This window comes from Vibrio sp. Vb2131, assembly GCF_033338535.1.
Lineage (GTDB): Bacteria > Pseudomonadota > Gammaproteobacteria > Enterobacterales > Vibrionaceae > Vibrio > Vibrio alginolyticus.
In genome coordinates this window covers 174,475-193,095 of the sequence record NZ_JAWOSW010000007.1, presented here as the reverse complement: position 1 = coordinate 193,095, position 18,621 = coordinate 174,475, and the positions used below count along the sequence as shown (strand labels likewise).

The following is an 18,621-nucleotide window of genomic DNA, read 5'->3' as shown; positions in this document are numbered from 1 at the left end:
ATGCCGTTGGACATTGTAGCAAGCAATGGTACTTTTCTTTACTCCTAAGAATAGAAGAAGAGCGTTTATACCATGTCTGACTATTCCCAGGTGGTTTTTTAGCTGGAGAGCCTAATGTATAAGGACTTTTTTGGGTTTGTCGAACAACCATTTTCGATTGTTCCAAACTCACGTTATTTGTATTTAAGCCAACGTCACAAAGAGGCAATCACACATCTCCAAGCTGGGCTAGGCGATGGCGGTGGCTTTGCTATGCTTACTGGCGAAGTAGGTACAGGCAAAACGACCGTCGCAAAAGCGATGCTGGCGAATTTGGGTGATAACACCAAAGCGGGTCTTATTCTCAATCCCACGTTTTCGAGTAGAGACTTGCTCGAAGCCATTTGCGATGAGTTCAAAATCACCTATCCGCCAGATGCAAACCTCAAACAGCTAAACCAGGTTATCCATCAATATTTGCTGCGTAATTATCGTTCAGGCTGGCAGACATTGCTGGTCATTGATGAGGCTCAACACCTTGCTGCCGACGTTCTAGAGCAGTTGCGCTTGTTGACCAACTTGGAAACCGATACCAGAAAATTGCTCAAAGTGTTGTTGGTCGGGCAGCCTGAATTGCAGCGGTTATTACAAACAACACAACTACGCCAACTTGCCCAGCGTATTACCGGGCGTTATCACCTGTTGCCGTTGGATGAAAAAGAGACAGAAGATTACATCGCATTTCGACTACATACAGCAGGTGGCGACCAGCAACTGTTTAATCGTGCTTCTTGTAAACTTATAGCCAAATACAGTCACGGTATACCGCGGCTCATCAACCTTATCTGTGACAAATCCCTCAACATTAGTTATCACCAGGGTAATGTGGTGGTGGATAAGCAAACCGTTCAGCAGGCCTGTGAAGAGGTGATGCAGTTTCAGGCAGATATTTATCAGCAAGATAAAAAAGAGCGCCGGACTTTCCGTTGGCCTGCTTGGGGCTCTGTCACGGTAGGCCTTATTGCTGCATTAAGTACGGGGTGGGCGGTCGTGAATTATATGCCAGCTCAAGCGACGTCAGTGTTGACACAAGTGACGGAGCCAAGAGTAGAGCCAACACCAACCGTCGTAAGCCAACAGTTAACGGATGAGCAGCGTGATTTATTGTTAACACAAAAACAGTCGAACCTCGCTGTAAATGATTTGTATCGTTTGTGGGGGTATCAAGCATCGGTTCGCGATAATCTTTGTTTGTCAGAACCGCAGTCGACTATGCGTTGTGAGCGTAAAATGGCGACTTGGCCGCTGTTGATGCAACAAAATCGCCCTGTGATCTTGGAGTTGAATTATCAAGGTGATGTTGGGTATGTCATTCTATATGCCGTCGGTAATGACCAAGCTGAAGTGCTCAATGGCAAGCAGCGTCTGCGTCTGCCAGTTTCGTGGCTAAAGCCGTTGTGGCAGGGCAATATTATCGAACTGCGGCATGCTCCGCTGAATGAAACATTACGTTTAGACATGGAAGGCCCTGCGATTGAAGTATTAGACCGATTATTAGCAGAAGCGGTGAGTGAGCCACTGCTTGAAACGTCTATTTTTGATGGTGCGATGAAAGAGCGAGTCGAGTTATTTCAACGTTGGCAAGGAATTGGTGTCGATGGTATTGCAGGTAAGCGAACGCTAGACCGACTTCAGCAAAATGTTCAGCCAGATGCGCCTCAACTGGCGAGAATAGAGAAGGAGGACGCATAATGTCAGCTGTGAAACATATAGGTCTCTTCTTGCTGCCAATCACTGCTTCTGCTATCGGAGTCGCTTGGTACTTAGATCTCTTTGCACCGAGTGTTGAAGTAGATACAACGTCCCCGATAGAAAAGGTCGAAGTGGTATCACCTTTCAAAGTATTAGACTATCCAGAGAACACCCAGTTGGCCCAATTGCCAAGAGAGTGGCCAAGTGCAGAGCTATCGCGTGATTTTGGTACATTTACCACCCCCGATGAATACACGAGCCATACACCAAGCAGAGATGAAACACGCGACTCAGCATCAACCCAAACGACTTCTGCTGCTGAAGAGGACCTCGGGTTGTCTTTGGATGATCTGGATTTATCCTCATTATCTCCAGATTTAGCTAGGAAGGTCGAAAATGCCTTATCCCGAGATGATGACAATTCGTCATCACAAACGGCACGCGTGAACGATTTAGAGCGCAACGCTCACCAGTGGCAAGGGCGTCTACCTGCGCTTAATTTGCAAACCCATATGTACGCTAGTGATGAAAATCGCCGTTGGGTGAAAATTAACAATGTTGAGTATCATCAGGGGGATGTCGTTGATGATCAGGTCACTCTAAGAGAAATACAACCGCAAGCTGTGATTGTTGAGTTCCAAGGTGAGCAAATTCGTATACCAGCGTTGTATGAGTGGAAAGGGTAACTCTTGTAGAAACACATCAAGCCAGCGAAATCATATCGCTGGCTTTTTATTTTTCAGAGCATCTTTTGCATCTATTCTGGTGATGATTTCTAGATACTCAAACAAGCAAAATATAGCTTTCCTCAGTCGTTTAAATAGCACCAATATCATTCATCTATTGATAGCGCGATTCCAGTCAGCGTTGTGTAAAAAGACACCATCTTCACGAACTTCGGAGTAATGACTTGGTCCACGTTAGACCCCATCACATAATAGGAGTCTAAACAGAGACACATGCGTATTCTGATTTTTTCTTTAAGCATTGTTGCATCGACAAGCTATGCAGCAAAGCCAGACCCATTCCCAGTTACACCAGATAGTCGCGGGCAAGATTTCATGGTCAGTGCGACGAATCCTTACGTGAGCAGTACCGGTTACTCAATATTGAAAGAAGGCGGTAATGCTGTTGATGCTATGGTCGCGATGCAGATGGTGATGTCTGTCGTTGAGCCAGATATGACCGGAATTGGCGGCGGGACTTTCGCGCTGTTTTATCAACATGACGAGAAAAAATTTCTGGCCCTTGATGGTCGAGATGAAGCGCCCTCTAGCGCGAACCCTGAAATGTTTGTTGAGAATGGGGAAGTACTCAGTCGCAACGAAATATTAGGCCCTCGTTCTGTTGCGGTTCCGGGCACATTGCGGTTGCTTTACACCACTCATGAACAATATGGCAAGTTGCCATGGGCAGAGCTGATTAAGCCGGCGATTACATTGGCGAGCAATGGGTACGCGATGAACAGCTACACCTACGACATCGTAGTAAGAGAGCAAAGCCGACTTTAGCAAGATCCGGAAGTGAAAGCCTTGTATTGGCAAGGGGACGATATTAAGCCGACGGGAACCTTGATGAAGAACCCTAAGATGGCTGAGACGCTGAGGAAGATCGCGCAACAAGGCGATCGTTACCTTTATGGTGGTGAGCTTGGTCAGCACATCGTAGAGACGGTTAATAGTCGTATTGATGACCAACACGAGAAGTTGTCTTTAGAAGATTTTAAACATTACCAAGTGAAGCAGCGTGACATCATTGAGAGCGACTACCGTGGGAATAAAATCGTCTCTTTTGGTTACCCAGCTTCGGGCGGTGTGATGGTCGCTCAGAGTCTTGAACTGCTCGCACCCTATGACATTGCCCATATGGCGAAAACGGATGTGGAACCTTGGCGTCTCATGACTGAAGCGATGCGAATTGCAAAAGCCGATCGTATTGCGTATGCCGGAGATCCGGATTATGTGGAAACGCCAGTTGAACAGTTGTTGTCTAAAGCCTATCTAGATCAGAGACGTGATTTAATCCCTGATAATGGCACTTTAAAAGAGGATCCAAAAGCAGGACAGATAACGCAAACTCAGTATGCGCAATATCAAGGCTTCGAGAGCAAAGATACAGGGCATATTTCTATCGTCGATAGAGATGGAAATGCAATTGCGATGACCAGCACGGTAGGAACGGGTATGGGCTCGGGTGTGATGGTCGATGGCGTTATCTTGAATGCGCAGATGGCTAACTTCTCACCTCAGCCAACGGTTAACGGCAAGCCTACGCAAAACTCAATTGAAGCGGGCAAGCGTCCACGTTCGGCTATTACGCCATTAATGGTGATGGACAGTGATGATAACTTGCGTTTGGTGGTTGGGTCACCAGGTAGTTCACAAATCCCGGGGTATGTACTCAAAACCGTGGTTGGGGTGCTGGATTGGAATTTATCAGCGCAAGAGGCTATTGACTTACCAAACATCCAGTATGGCACTAAGATAGACCGCACCAAGTCTTATGACCCGACTGGTTTGCTGGTGGAAAAGAAAACGTTCGCAGAAATGTTGGTGCCTGAGTTTATGGAGCTTGGCTACCCAGTGCACGTTATTCCAGTGGTAAGCGGTTTGAATGCAATTGAGCTAAAAGATGGCAAGCTTTATGGCGCAACGGATCGTCGTCGAGCCTCTAGTTCAATGGGGGAGTAGTACTCACTTCTATCAAACGAAGCAAACTAAAAAGCCAGTCAATATCGACTGGCTTTTGCGTTCTTTTTAAAGATAAAAGCGTAAGGGTTTATGCCCAACCCGCAGGAGAGCGCTTTCTACGAGGCATGACATGCGGAAGAATCAAACCAAATAGTAAACCTAAACCTGCAACACCGCCGCCATAAGTGAAGTACTTAAGCAGCATGTCATCTTTTTGTGTATCCAGCTTTGCGCGTAGCTCGCGGTTTTCTGTTTCAACAGAAGTAAGCTGATCACTGATCTCAGAGTATTTATTTTCTAGATCTGAAATTTGTTGGTTACGTGTTTCGAGAGAGGTAACAAGACCTGCTTTCTCTGCATCAGAAGTTTGACGAGCATTAGCAAGCTGCTCTTTTACTTCGGCTAGCTCTTTCTCAATGCGAGGAAGGCGAATTGCCATGCTCTCTTGGTTTGTCACAAACTTGCTTTGTACCCAACCAGTGCGACCACGGTCATCACGAACTTGCGTGTAGCCAGTATCTCGGTTGGTTTTAATCAGTTGTACTTTAGAACCGGCGTTAACACTACCAATAATACGGTAGGTGTTATTTGGACCTGAGTGCATAAAAGTGAAGAGGTCATCAGAAATATAACGGTCTGCTGCTAGGGCCGCTGGCGCTGCTAGCAAAGTAAACAAAACCGTGATGATTAGTTTTTTCACAGTAAATCCCTTAACGATTTTTCTTGGAGACAGCGTTGGCACCGAATGATTGGAGCCGGAAATAGACGAATAGTATGCAGTTTCAAACTTCGGTGCAACAAAGAAGGGAGGCAAAGCCTCCCTTTCTGTGCGTTTGAGTCAATAATGACAAAGCGCTTACATTCTATTGACGAGTGTCTTAAGCGAACATCGCTTGAAGTCCGTAGAAGAATACTACGGCCAATAACGCACCCGCTGGTAGTGTAACGATCCATGATGCCACGATGTTACGAACTACGCCTAGGTTCAGTGCTGCGATACCACGAGCAAAGCCAACACCGAGAACCGCACCAACCAATGTTTGAGTGGTTGAAATTGGCAGGCCTGTACCAGACGCTAGAACTACCGTACATGCTGTTGCTAGCTGTGCTGCAAAACCGCGGCTAGGCGTTAGCTCAGTGATGCCTGTACCAACGGTTGCCATTACTTTGTGACCTAGTGTTGCAAGACCGACCACGATACCAATACCACCAAGAGGTAGAATCCACCAAGCGATGGTGCTTTTCGTGCTGATTTCGCCCATGTGTTCAACAGTCGATACGACAGCAGACAGTGGACCAATGGCGTTTGCAACGTCGTTTGAACCGTGTGCAAATGCCATCGCACAAGCGGTGATAACCATCAGAACGCTGAAGATACCTTCCACGCCAGAAAAGCTGCGGTCTTCTTCGCGATTAGCGAATTTTTTCTGGATGTATACGTAGCCGCCAATCATCACAAGTGCTGAAACTGCTGCTGCCCACATCCAGGCTTCACCATTGGTCAGGTGAAGACCAACGTGTTTTAGACCTTTTTTGATGGTTACAAGTGCAATCACCATTGTTGTGATGAACATGTAAACAGGTACAAAACGTTTCGCGTTAAACAGAGGGTTCTCAGTATCAAAAATCAGGCGCTGTGCGCTGACAAAGATAACGTAAGCAAAGAAACCTGAAATCACTGGCGTAATAATCCAGCTACCAACAATGCCTTGAACGCTGCCCCAGTCAACCGCTTCAGTACCTACTGATACGCATGCAAAACCAATGATTGCACCGATGATTGAGTGAGTCGTTGATACTGGCCAGCCCATGTAAGAAGCAAGAAGCAGCCATGTACCTGCTGCTAAAAGCGCAGACATCATGCCGTAGACAAGAACATCTGGTTGACTAGCAAATAAAGAAGTTTCGATTACACCTTTACGGATAGTGTCGGTTACTTCACCGCCTGCAAGGTAAGCACCTGCAAATTCGAAGATCATCGCAATGATGATAGCTTGTTTTACAGTTAGCGCTTTTGAACCTACAGATGTACCCATCGCATTAGCAACGTCGTTCGCGCCAATACCAATCGCCATCATGAAACCAAAAATCGCTGCAACAATAATCAGGACAGTGCCGTAGTTCGCAAGGATATCCATCGTAATACCTAGTTGTTTTATAACAAGCGGAACAAAATTTTACGCGCGCCAAACCATAAGACGATGAAAATAGTCATCGTCCCTATGACACGTGTTAATTATGCTCTTCGTTATGTCGTTAACTTTATGTTTTAAGATCGAGATAGCATGACTTCCAAACGAGCACCTACGCGCTGCGCTTGGTCGGCAATACCACCTACCCATTCAAGAATCTTGTATAGGAACATGACATCGATAGGGTTCATGTCAGCTTCAATCACCATCAACTGTTGGCGAAGTTCAATCTGCATGGCATCGGTATCATCTTCGATAACGTCTAATTGATGAATCATTTCAGCGACGAGCGTCACTTCACGGCCTTTGAAGCCGGTTTCTAGCAATTCATCAAGTTCATTGATTACCTTTTGCGCCTGATCGGCAGCATCAAGACAACGTTGAACGTAAGCGAGGAAGTTTGGTTGGAGAGCCTCAGGGATGACAAGTTGACGACCATATACACGGCCAGCAATGTCTTTTGCCAGGTTTGCAAGTTTGTCCTGTTGAGTCAAAAGCTCAAGCATGTCAGTACGGTCGACTGGCATGAACAAACCGCGAGGCAGTTTTAGACGGATTTCACGTTTCAGCACATCCGCTTCTTTCTCTAGGTGAGAAATTTGTGCACGGATTTCTGCTGCTTTTTCCCAATCACCCTTTGAAGATACTTCAAAGAATTTCACCAAGTGTGAACAACATTCGTTGACACACACAACGTGGCGTTGCAAAGGCTTAATTGGGGACTTTGCAAATAACCCCATAATTGTATTTACTGGCATGGTCATTCAACCTAATAACTATAACCTTAAAAAAACATACACCATTTCTGAGTGCTTGGCGAAATGTTGAACGATGGCTATAAAGGCGCGCATGGTAACGCATTAAATCGCTCATTAAAACTGTTTTAGATCATCATTCCGGCGATATTTCTCTCTTGCCGTGTGAGAAATTACGCAATATCCTGTTTCTATCTGCTTTGAAAGGTATAGCTATGGAAACCGAAATAGAACTGAAGTTTTTTGTTTCTCCTGAATTTTCAGAAACTTTAAAAGAAAAAATTTCTGAGACAAAAGTACTTCAGCATAGTTGTCGTGACTTGGGTAACACCTATTTTGATACTGCCGATAAATGGCTTCGAAAGCACGACATTGGTTTAAGAATTCGCCGTTTTGATGATGTATTCGTCCAAACCGTAAAGACAGCAGGACGCGTCGTCGCAGGCTTACATCAAAGACCAGAATACAATGCTGAGCACACTAGCGACGAGCCTAATCTGTCGCTTCATCCTCTAGATATTTGGCCTCCAGGTAAAGATGCAGAAACGCTGCAATCCGAGCTTATGCCATTATTCTCGACCAACTTCACACGTGAACAATGGCTGATTGGCATGCCCGATGGCAGTCAGATTGAAGTTGCCTTTGACCAAGGCTTAGTTGTAGCCAAAGGTGAAGACGAAGAAGAGAAGCAAGAGCCGATTTGCGAAGTTGAACTGGAACTTAAGTCAGGCCAAACCGAAGCTTTATTCACGCTGGCACGCAGCTTTTGCGAGCAAGGCGGTATGCGCTTGGGTAACTTGAGCAAAGCGGCGAAAGGTTATCGACTTGCAAGTGGTTATGCGGGTGATGAAGTAAAATCATTGGCACTTGTGGACAGTAGTCCGACGGATACCGTTGAATTTTGCTTGATCAACTCTTTAGAGCACGCTTTGTCTCATTGGCATTATCACGAGCAAATTTATGCTGAGCGTGACAGCGTGGAAGCACTGCGTGAAATCAATAATGCCATTCGTTTCATTCGTCAAACATTGACTATTTTTGGCGGGATTGTCCCTCGTCGCGCGAGCGCGATTCTGCGCCAAGAGCTTAAATGGTTGGAAGAAGAACTGAGTTGGTTGGATGAGCATGCACACCTTGAAGAGCTTTTAGATGACAAAGGCAATGTGCTGCGCAAGTTGGATGCGCGTAAGTTCTTAGTATCTGAGTTGACTCAGCAGTTACAAGAGTTGCCAAGCCGTGAAGAAGTGCTAGGGTTGCTCAATTCCGCGCGTTACACAGGGTTACTGCTGGATCTAAGCCGCTGGATCTTGGCGCGCGGTTGGCAGCCATTTCTTGATGAAAAAGCACGTGAAAAAATGGCAAGTAACATCATGCCGTTTTCAGTTACTCAGCTCGATCGCACTTGGGCTGAGCTAATGGAAGCTTTCCCAGCAGAGCGCGATTTGACGGCGCAAGAGTACGTTGATCAGCGTTATCGCTTATTGCGTAACCTCTATACTGGTATTGGTTTCGCGAGTTTGTATAACTCGGATGAGCGTAACAGCTTCCGTTTACCATGGGCGGATCTGGTGCATGGTATCGATGATCTGCTAATGCTGAACCACTTGCTCCCGTTGGTTGATATGCTGGAAGACGCAGAAAAAGAGCAGTTAGAACGCTGGTTGCACCGTCAAGAGCGCTCAATTTTGCATGCAATGGATCAAACCCGAGCGATCAGTATGGAAGTACAGCCTTATTGGCGTGAATGATCGTTCTGGTGGTAACGACAAAAAAATAGGACCGCATGGTCCTATTTTTTTGTCTCTGTTTTACGTTGTTGTAGCTCTTTTTCCATGAAATCGAGTCGTTCTAGTATTTGCGCTTGTTGGGTTAGGAGCTGCTCGAGCATACGTTCTTTATTGATTGAACTGTGTGTCTGTTGTTTCGTTGGGGCAGTAAGGATAGAGGTGATAAGACCCGAGATCATACCAAAGATACCCACCCCGCAAACAATGATGATGACAGCCAAAAACTTTCCTATGGAGGTCACAGGATAATGATCGCCGTAACCAACCGTTGAGATCGTTACAAATACCCACCACAAAGCATCGGCGCCAGTGCGAATATTCGCTTCTGGGTTTTTCGCTTCGATAAACAGCATTGCACTAGAACCGAGCGTTATGAGGATAACCATCAATAGCAGTATAGAGGCGACCGTAGTTTCGCGGCGGTTTTCTTTGAGCTGATGCAAAATGAACTTTGACGAACGCAGTACTAATACCACTCGCATAATATGAAAAATACGAGCAAAGCGCAGGGGCTCTATCAATGGGATACTCGCCACGAAATCTATCCAATGACGTTTAAGGAATAACCAGCGATCTGTGGACCGGATCAAATCAATGGTGAGCTGTAGTAGAAAAATACTACAGATTATGAAATCCAGACCGATAAGAACTTGACGGGTTTCGTGATCGATCGGGAAAAACAACAAGCCAGAGATCACAAATAGTGCCATAAAAGACAATATTAGTGACAACAGGCCCATCGGTCGTGTGCTGTCTTTGATATCATTGTTTTTCATACGAAGCTCAAAATAAATCGCGTAACCACGCAAAGCGCGAACATAACTATAAGTAATATAAAGATTATAGATAAAGACTATATAAGACTCGGTGGAGAACTGACAATGGAAAAGCTGGCATTTAAGCCATGGGAAAGGGTCATATCCGACATTCGACTGGTGCCTAAAATGGTCATGTTGATGGTCTTCAGTACTGTCCTGATCGTGGCAAAACAACTGTGGGACGCAAACACTTTTTACGACTCACTTTTAGCGGCGACACAAAACGCGCAAGTTGCCCAACAGCATTATGAAGCATATTTAACGCAAGTTGCTTGGCAAACCGCCTTATTGATTGTGGTTTTTGTCGTGCTCTTATTAGCGGCGGCTAGAGTGATGTTGCGTCAAACACAGTATCTGAGCGACGCGATCAAACTGATGGCGAGCAAGAACCTCTCTGTTCCATTTGGTATGGATTGTAAAGATGAATACGGAGACGTGGCACGTGAATTAGAAAAGACACGTCGACAATTGCACGATGTGATTCAAATGCAAATTAATGCGTCTGATGAATTATCAACGCTCACCGAAGTCATGACACTGAGCATGTCGGAAACGAAGGAATCGGCGCAAGAAGAGTTTAACGAAATTGATCAACTTGCTACGGCGATGAGTGAAATGTCGTCGACGGTCCAAACGGTTGCGGAACATGCCCAGACGGCCTCTTCTCTGACAGAGCAAGCTTCCGCACAAGCAATTTCTGGTCAGCAGTTCTTGCAAAGTACAATGGCGAAAATGAGTGAACTTTCGTCGGATATCGCTTCATCGGCACAAGCGGTTAACCAAGTTGAAGAACGTGTTGAAGCCATTGGTAGCGTTGTAGGGACGATTCAAGGCATTTCTGAACAAACCAACCTGCTTGCACTGAATGCGGCGATTGAAGCGGCGCGAGCTGGCGAGGCTGGGCGGGGTTTTGCTGTGGTTGCAGATGAAGTTCGTAACCTTGCCCAACGTACACAACAAGCGACGGTAGAAATTCAAGAGATGATCGCACAGCTGCAAACCAGTGCTGAATCTGCGGTAGAACTCATGGAAAAAAGCGTTGTAGAAGCGGCAGATGGAAACGAGCTGGTTTCTAATGCTGGATCTGAGCTCGATGGTATTGTTGGGCAAGTGACGCAAATCAATGACATGAACTTCCAGATCGCGACGGCGTCTGGTCAGCAAAGCAGTGTTGCAGAAGAGATGAGCCAAAACCTCACCAATGTACGTGAGTTGGTTGAAGCCTCAGTTGTTGTTGTTACCGAGCTGCTAGAAACCTCTGAAATGATGCAAAATAATGCAGGTGAGCTAGACAAGAAGATCAAATCTTTCCAAGTTTAATATTCGATCCCGAACTTTTGATAAAACGCCCACAAACCTTTTGTGGGCGTTTTTATTTGCTTTCAGTCTGGTATAAAGAATGAGTTACCGTGCTTTTCAAACAAGGAAGAAAAATGCAGCTGCCTTCGCCACTGATTTCTATCGCTGAATCTGCCGTACAAAACGCCCAAGACGCAGGTTATTTTCCCCTTTGGCCCGATGAGGTTGCGCAGCAATTTCGTTATGTGGCGGGCTTAAGCCAGTTTATAACTGAAGCCATTCATCGCGATGAAGTCCTAGCCCGTGAGTTGCCAAGTATGTTAGCGCAGCCAAGTCGTCAGGAGTCTTACCGCTCACGCCTTGCTGAACTGTTGGAACAATGTCCTGATGAGATGTCTGGTCATCGCGTATTGCGTCAGTTTCGCAATCGAGAAATGGTGTACATTGCGTGGAAGGATTTCACGCATGCATGGTCTCTAGAGACGTCTTTAAGCCACTTATCTGAGTTGGCAGAAGCGATGATTTTTGAAACCTATCAATGGCAATATCAAGTGTGTTGTCAGGAGTGGGGCACGCCAACAAGTGAGGACGGTGAAGTGCAGCCGATGTTAATTATCGGCATGGGGAAACTGGGTGGTGGCGAGCTAAACTTTTCTTCCGATATTGATCTAATTTTCACGTATCCAGAGAATGGCGAAACCCAAGGCGCACGCCGCAGCATTGCCAATGCCCAGTTCTTTACTCGTCTTGGTCAACGCATCATCAAAGCGCTCGACCAACAAACCTTCGATGGTTTTTGCTACCGCGTCGACATGCGACTTCGCCCATTTGGAGAAAGTGGCCCCTTGGTAATGAGCTATGCCGCACTTGAAGATTATTACCAAGAGCAGGGGCGAGATTGGGAACGTTACGCGATGATCAAAGCTCGGGTGATGGGATGTGAGATGTACCCGCAGTATCAAGAGCTACGCCAAATGCTGCGCCCTTTTGTTTTTCGTCGTTATATTGATTTCAGTGCGATTCAATCTTTGCGTCGAATGAAGTCGATGATCAGTAGCGAGGTTCGCCGCCGAGGGTTGAATAACAACATTAAGCTAGGTGCGGGTGGCATTCGAGAAATTGAATTTATCGCTCAAGTTTTTCAATTGATTCGAGGTGGTCGAGAACCTTCTTTACGTAATCGAGGGCTGTTGGAAACGCTGCAAGGCATTGAAGAACTGGCATTGCTTACTCCACAAGAAGTCAGCGATCTAGAAGCCGCATACAAGTACTTGCGTCAATTAGAAAACTTGTTGCAAGCAATGGCGGATAAGCAAACCCAGACGCTGCCTGATTGCGAAACCGAACGCTTAAAGCTCGCCACCGCGATGAAAATGAGCTGTTGGGAGCAATTGATTGAGCAAACCCAGCAGCATATGGCAAATGTTCACCAAGTTTTTGAATCACTAATTGGTGATGATGAAGAAGACGAGGGGACTACCGTTGCTCGTCATTTTCATGAGCTATGGGATATGGCCGACAAACAAGACGTTCTTGAGCATATCTTGCAGCAGGATATTCAGATTGAAGACTTTGCTTCATGCGCGAAAACCATCATCAACTTTAAAACCGATCTGGCCAAAAAAACGTTAGGCCCACGTGGACGCGAAGTGCTCAATCGTTTGATGCCGAAAGTGTTTGATGCGGTCTTTGCCCATCCTGATGCACAGTTTGGTTTATCTCGTGTACTTCACTTGCTACACAACATCTGCACTCGCACGACTTACTTGGAATTATTGGATGAGCATCCAGCGGCTCTGGTGCAGCTCGTACGTTTGTGTACCGCAAGCCCAATGATTTCAGAGCAGCTGTCTCGTTATCCTATCTTGCTTGATGAGTTGATCGACCCTGCGCAGCTGTACAATCCCATTCCATTAGACAGTTACCGTACAGAGCTACGTGATTATTTGGCGCGTATTCCTGAAGATGATATGGAACAGCAAATGGAAGCGTTGCGTCAGTTTAAGCAAATTTGTATTTTGCGTATTGCAGCGGCAGATATTGCTGGCGCATTGCCAGTGATGAAAGTGAGTGACCATTTAACTTATTTAGCGGAAGCTATCGTTGATGCGGTGATCAGTCAGGCTTGGTTGCAAGTGTCTGAAAAGTACGGCGAGCCAACGCATGTGAAAGATCGTGAAGGTAAAGGCTTTGCTGTAATTGGCTATGGTAAAGTCGGAGGGTGGGAGCTCGGCTATAACTCCGATTTGGATATTGTCTTCATGCATGACTGCCCCGTCAATGTCTACACTGACGGCAAGAAAGAGATTGATGGTCGTCAGTTCTACCTTCGTTTAGCACAGCGTATCATTCATATTTTCTCCACTCGCACCGCTTCCGGTATTTTATACGAGGTCGATACCCGATTGCGTCCGTCCGGTGCATCGGGTTTGTTGGTTAGCCCAACAGACGCGTTCGACGACTACCAACATCAAGACGCGTGGACATGGGAACATCAAGCACTTGTCCGCGCGCGCATGATTTATGGTGATGAACCACTGGCAATTGCATTTCACAATACGCGGCATGATGTGTTGTGCAAAGCACGCGATCAAGCTGAACTGAAAAAAGACGTTGTCGAAATGAGAGAAAAAATGCGCGGTCATCTTGGGGGGAAAAAGCCAGGTCGCTTTATGCTCAAGCAAGATGTAGGTGGGATTACCGATATCGAATTTCTCGCTCAGTACCTAGTGCTCAACTATAGTCACGATAAGCCGAAATTGACGCGTTGGTGTGATAATGTGCGCATCTTTGAAACGCTCATTGCGCAAGATGTTATGGACGAAGACCAAGCAATGCAGTTGATACGTGCTTACACGACAATGCGAAACGAAATACACCGCCGAAATCTACTTAATTTAGACGCTGATGTGGTGGAAGATAAGTTTGTTGCCGAAAGGGAGTGGGTAAAACAGGCTTGGAATCAGTGGTTCAGTTAAGACCATATATTTAGCCTCGATAAGGGCTGTGATAAACTCACTTCGATTTAATTTTTGGAGACCAACAATGAAACCAATTCTACCTGATTACAACAGCGCTGGTGTGCTCATCATCGGTGATGTCATGCTAGATCGTTACTGGTATGGCCCAACCGGGCGCATTTCTCCTGAAGCGCCGGTTCCTGTTGTAAAAGTAGAAAACAATGAAGAGCGTCCTGGTGGTGCTGCGAACGTTGCGATGAACATCGCATCACTAGGTGGCCATGCTCACATTGTTGGTCTAACTGGGGAAGATGAGCCTGCAAAAGTGCTGACGGAGACGCTGAGCTCACTCAATGTGAAGTGCGATTTCGTTGCACTGCCTGATTACCCAACGATTACGAAGCTTCGTGTAATGAGCCGTGGACAACAGCTTATTCGTCTCGACTTCGAAGACAAGTTTGAAAACACAGATTCTGCGCCAGTGTTATCTCGAATGGATGCCGCACTGCCAAACGTTAAAGCCGTGATTATGTCTGATTACGCAAAAGGTTCGTTAGAGCATGTTCAGGCATACATTCAAAAAGCGCGCGCAGCAAATATTCCGGTTTTCATTGACCCGAAAGGTGCGGATTTTGAACGCTACCGTGGCGCAACACTTCTTACGCCAAACATGAAAGAGTTCGAAGACGTTGTAGGTAAAGTGAAATCTGACCAAGAGCTAGTAGAGAAAGCACTGGCTTTGGTTGAAGAGTTTGAATTTGAAGCGCTTTTAGTGACACGCAGCGAAAACGGAATGACCTTGATTCGTCGTGGCCAGGAACCGTTCCACCTTCCAACTCAAGCGAAAGAAGTGTACGACGTGACAGGTGCGGGCGACACGGTTATCTCTGTATTGGCAGCGTCTGTTGCCGCAGGCAAATCATTTGAAGAAGCGTGCGCTTTAGCGAACGCAGCGGCAGGTGTTGTGGTTGGTAAACTAGGCACGTCAACGCTTTCTGAGATTGAATTAGCAGAAGCGGTACATGGCAGCCAAGACACGGATTACGGTGTGATTTCAGAAAAAGCATTGATCGAAGCGGTGAAAAAAGCACGTGCTCGTGGCGAGAAAGTCGTTATGACAAATGGCTGCTTTGATATTCTGCACGCTGGGCATGTGTCTTACTTAAACCATGCTGCTGAACTGGGCGATCGCCTAATCGTTGCGGTAAATACCGATGAGTCAGTAAAACGCCTTAAAGGCCCTGGTCGTCCGGTAAACCCAACCGATCGCCGCATGGCGGTGTTGGCAGGTTTGGGCGCTGTGGATTGGGTTGTACCATTTAGTGAAGATACGCCGCAGCGTTTGATCTCAGAAGTTCTACCAAGCTTGCTAGTAAAAGGCGGTGACTACAAACCAGAAGAGATTGCTGGTGGTAAAGAAGTCATTGCGGCGGGTGGTGAAGTTCGTGTATTGAACTTTGAAGATGGCTGCTCGACCAGTGAAATCATTAATGCAATCAAAGGCGGTAAGGGCTAAGCCTGCTGTTTGTTAGCATTGAAATGCTATTTGCTCATAAAGGTCGCTAAGTGCGGCCTTTTTGATACTTTTAGTTCAGAGGCACTTTTAGGCTCTGAACTACAAGTAATAAAAAACGCCAGCTGATAACTCAACTGGCGTTTTTTATTTATTAAGACCTGAAGTATTCAATTCGCGGTTATTTTGCCGCTTTCAAACCTGCATCAACGTCTAAGATGTCTTGTTCGCTTAGCGTACCAACTGCTTGGCGTAGCTGAAGAACACTTAAAATGTAGTCGTAACGAGCGTTCGATAGGTTTTTGTTCGCATCGTATAGACGACGAGTCGCGTCCAGTACATCAACGATAGTACGAGTACCTACATCAAAGCCAGCTTCTGTTGCTTCTAGTGCAGAGCGTGCAGAAATAACCGCTTGCTCATACGCACGTAATGCGCCGATAGAGGCGTTAATGTTGTTGTTTTGTGCGCGAACATCTTTTACTACGCTACGGTACTGTGCTTCAAGATCTTCGCTTGCTACCACGTACGCGTATTCAGCTTGTTTGGTTTGAGAGGTTACGTTACCACCTGTGTATAGCGGTACAGCAAGGTTCACACCAATATTGAAGTTGTCTGTCGTGTTGTCACGAGAGCTATGAGAAGTATCACCGTAGTTGTAACCACCGTCTAGAGAGAGCGTTGGTAGGTGGCCAGAGCTTGCTAGTGAAATATTGTCACGCGCAATGTCTTGAAGAATACGTGATGATAGCAAGGTCAGGTTTTTGGTTTTTGCTTCATCAATGAGCGATTCAGCTGGTACGGTCGATGGGCTAGCAGTGAAGCGGCCAGTGTCCAAAATGTTGAGATCTTTGTGCTCTTGGCCTGTAATTTCACGCAGTGACTCGTAGCTATTAGTTAGCGCGTTTTCTGCCAACACTTCGTCCGCTAGCACTTGGTCGTACTGAGCTTGTGCGTCATGCACGTCAGTGATTGCAGACAAACCTACTTCAAAACGCTGTTTAGTTTGCTCAAGTTGACGGCCAACCGCGGCTTTTTCTGCACGTACGAAAACAAGATTATCTTGTGCGCGTAGAACTTCAAAATACGCTTGTGACACGCGAAGAATCAGTGCCTGTTGCGTCGCTGCGTAAGTTGCGTCTGCTTGGCGAGCACTTTTCTCAGCAGTATCTAGAGAGATCCAAGATGCGCGGTTGTAAAGTGCTTGTGAAAAGCTAACGCCAGCGGTTAGCGCGTTGCCATCGTTTGATACGTCACTAATTAGATTTGAATCGTATTCAGTATCACCACGAGTTAAATTGTAACCCGCAGTAAGGTTGATCTGTGGTAATAGAGCACTACGGCTTGAGGTGATTGCTTCGAAAGCTTGGTCACGTTGTGCTGCTACACTGAGCAATTGTGGATCATTTTGTTTTGCCAAGTCGTAGATTTCAGCCAAAGAGTCTGCGAACGCAGACGTACTCATGCTACCTAGCGCTGCACTGATAAATAGTGGAAGCAATTTTTTCATTTTCTATTCCCGCGGTCCATAGATTGGTTAATTCTCAGTAGTTTAACTCAATTTGCACGATATTTACTCTAAAGTTTGCACTTTTTTACACGTAATTATCCACTTGTGCAATAATTTTTTAGCAAAGACTTAAATTAATTTGTAACTATTATACAAAAAGTTGAGCCAAGTCCTTTGAGCAAGCGAATAACAATGAGTAAACTACAGGATTCACTCAGAGAGGTGTTGAATGCAACAGCGTGACAAACAACAACAAGATTTTACTTCGCGAGATGTAAAAGTCATCTCGAAAGAAACCTTATTTGAAGGTTTTTTCAAAATGGTGAAATACCGCTTTCAGCATAGGCTATTTGCTGGTGGTTGGAGTGGAGTTGTCGAACGAGAAATGTTCGAGCGTGGTCACGCAGCAGCGATGCTTCCTTATGATCCAAAGACGGACCAGGTCGTAATCATTGAACAGATTCGTATTGGCGCGTTGGAACATGAACACCCTTGGCAGCTAGAAATTGTCGCCGGTATGATTGACCGCGATGAATCAGCTGAAGCCGTAATTCGTCGAGAGGCTGTCGAAGAAGCGGGGATTCAGGTGGGGCGCGTTATACCTGTCACTTCTTATTATCCTTCGGCTGGTGGTTGCTCGGAAAAGCTAGACGTCTTTGTTGGTGAAGTGGATGCGTCTAAAGCGCACGGCATTCATGGTTTAGACTATGAGAATGAAGATATCCGAGTTCATGTCATGAGTCGTGAAACGGCGTATCAATGGGTGAAGGACGGGAAATTTGAAAATGGTGCGTCGATTATTGCGTTGCAATGGCTGCAATTACACCATCAAGAGTTAAAGTCAGAATGGGGACAATCCCAAACGGTGGAGAGTGAGTAATGGCACAATTGGCTGAAAAACAACAATATCATGTTGATTTAGCTGGTCTTATGAGAACGTATGAGACCAACTACGCTAAGTTGAACGCCTTATTGCCTGCTTCTGCCGAAGTTGGGGATGTACGTTGCTACCAAGCGGCGAACATGGTTTACCAATTGACCGTGAATGAAATCACAAAATACACCACAGTTGTTGAGATATGTCAGAGTGATGAAACGCCAGTGTTTCCTTTACCGACGATGTCTGTCAGGCTTTATCATGATGCGAGAGTAGCCGAAGTATGCTCAAGCGGAGAGTTCTCTCGCATAAAAGCTAAGTATGATTATCCCAATGACCAACTGATGCAGAAAGATGAAAAGCATCAATTAAACACATTCCTCGGTGAATGGCTGACGTTTTGTTTACGAAGTGGTATCAGTAGAACACCACTTGCCTTCAATTGATCGTCACGTCACTAAAGGAAAATAACAAATAACGATATAGTGG

General features: G+C 45.9%; 13 protein-coding genes and 1 pseudogene. 9 read left to right on the top strand and 5 right to left on the bottom strand.

Annotation, left to right across the window (positions count from 1 at the left end; genetic code table 11):
• Nucleotides 1–114: 114 nt before the first annotated feature.
• From R7E38_RS10530 to ggt, 3 genes and pseudogenes are all read left to right on the top strand, one after another.
• Entirely contained in the window at nt 115–1,731 is a 1,617-nt protein-coding gene (locus R7E38_RS10530; protein ID WP_025768392.1) for an ExeA family protein, read from the top strand.
• The gene (locus R7E38_RS10525) at nt 1,731–2,417 is read left to right on the top strand and encodes a general secretion pathway protein GspB (RefSeq protein WP_005379904.1); all 687 of its coding nucleotides are present in this window, start codon (nt 1,731–1,733) and stop codon (nt 2,415–2,417) included. The genes R7E38_RS10530 and R7E38_RS10525 overlap by 1 nt, the downstream gene beginning before the upstream one ends.
• 273 nt (nt 2,418–2,690) lie before the next feature.
• Nucleotides 2,691–4,421, top strand: a pseudogene (gene ggt, locus R7E38_RS10520) (gamma-glutamyltransferase).
• An 88-nt stretch (nt 4,422–4,509) separates the two neighbouring features.
• On the opposite strand, the gene R7E38_RS10515 reads toward ggt, so the two are convergent.
• From R7E38_RS10515 to R7E38_RS10505, 3 genes are all read right to left on the bottom strand, one after another.
• Nucleotides 4,510–5,121, bottom strand: a complete 612-nt coding sequence (locus R7E38_RS10515) for a TIGR04211 family SH3 domain-containing protein (RefSeq protein WP_005379900.1) — start codon at nt 5,119–5,121, stop codon at nt 4,510–4,512.
• A gap of 178 nt (nt 5,122–5,299) precedes the next feature.
• Nucleotides 5,300–6,559 (bottom strand): inorganic phosphate transporter, encoded by a 1,260-nt coding sequence (locus R7E38_RS10510; RefSeq protein WP_005379898.1) that lies wholly within the window; start codon nt 6,557–6,559, stop codon nt 5,300–5,302.
• Nucleotides 6,560–6,690: 131 nt separating this feature from the next.
• Nucleotides 6,691–7,371: a TIGR00153 family protein gene (locus tag R7E38_RS10505; RefSeq protein WP_005379896.1), complete on the bottom strand. Its 681-nt coding sequence runs from the start codon at nt 7,369–7,371 to the stop codon at nt 6,691–6,693.
• 212 nt (nt 7,372–7,583) lie between these two features.
• On the opposite strand from R7E38_RS10505, the gene R7E38_RS10500 reads away from it, so the two are divergent.
• Complete coding sequence (locus R7E38_RS10500; protein WP_158159554.1) at nt 7,584–9,116, top strand: inorganic triphosphatase; 1,533 nt, start codon at nt 7,584–7,586, stop codon at nt 9,114–9,116.
• A gap of 41 nt (nt 9,117–9,157) precedes the next feature.
• On the opposite strand, the gene R7E38_RS10495 is transcribed toward R7E38_RS10500, so the two are convergent.
• Nucleotides 9,158–9,931: a potassium channel family protein gene (locus R7E38_RS10495; protein WP_025768395.1), complete on the bottom strand. Its 774-nt coding sequence runs from the start codon at nt 9,929–9,931 to the stop codon at nt 9,158–9,160.
• Nucleotides 9,932–10,036: 105 nt separating this feature from the next.
• Here R7E38_RS10495 and R7E38_RS10490 point away from each other — a divergent pair, with 105 nt between their 5' ends.
• From R7E38_RS10490 to hldE, 3 genes are all read left to right on the top strand, one after another.
• Nucleotides 10,037–11,293, top strand: coding sequence for a methyl-accepting chemotaxis protein (locus R7E38_RS10490; RefSeq protein ID WP_005379890.1), 1,257 nt, complete (start codon nt 10,037–10,039; stop codon nt 11,291–11,293).
• Nucleotides 11,294–11,406: 113 nt separating this feature from the next.
• Nucleotides 11,407–14,250 (top strand): bifunctional [glutamate--ammonia ligase]-adenylyl-L-tyrosine phosphorylase/[glutamate--ammonia-ligase] adenylyltransferase, encoded by a 2,844-nt coding sequence (gene glnE / locus R7E38_RS10485; RefSeq protein WP_064368976.1) that lies wholly within the window; start codon nt 11,407–11,409, stop codon nt 14,248–14,250.
• Between the two features lie 67 nt (nt 14,251–14,317).
• Entirely contained in the window at nt 14,318–15,748 is a 1,431-nt protein-coding gene (gene hldE, locus R7E38_RS10480; RefSeq protein WP_017633601.1) for a bifunctional D-glycero-beta-D-manno-heptose-7-phosphate kinase/D-glycero-beta-D-manno-heptose 1-phosphate adenylyltransferase HldE, read from the top strand.
• A gap of 178 nt (nt 15,749–15,926) precedes the next feature.
• Here the strand turns inward: hldE and tolC are convergent, their stop codons facing one another.
• Nucleotides 15,927–17,255, bottom strand: a complete 1,329-nt coding sequence (gene tolC, locus R7E38_RS10475) for an outer membrane channel protein TolC (RefSeq protein WP_226083802.1) — start codon at nt 17,253–17,255, stop codon at nt 15,927–15,929.
• Nucleotides 17,256–17,484: 229 nt separating this feature from the next.
• On the opposite strand from tolC, the gene nudF reads away from it, so the two are divergent.
• On the top strand, nt 17,485–18,135 hold the full coding sequence (gene nudF, locus R7E38_RS10470; RefSeq protein ID WP_025768397.1) for an ADP-ribose diphosphatase: 651 nt from the start codon (nt 17,485–17,487) through the stop codon (nt 18,133–18,135).
• Complete coding sequence (locus R7E38_RS10465) at nt 18,135–18,578, top strand: DUF1249 family protein (protein WP_017633603.1); 444 nt, start codon at nt 18,135–18,137, stop codon at nt 18,576–18,578. Before nudF ends, R7E38_RS10465 begins: the two co-directional genes overlap by 1 nt.
• Nucleotides 18,579–18,621: the final 43 nt, after the last annotated feature.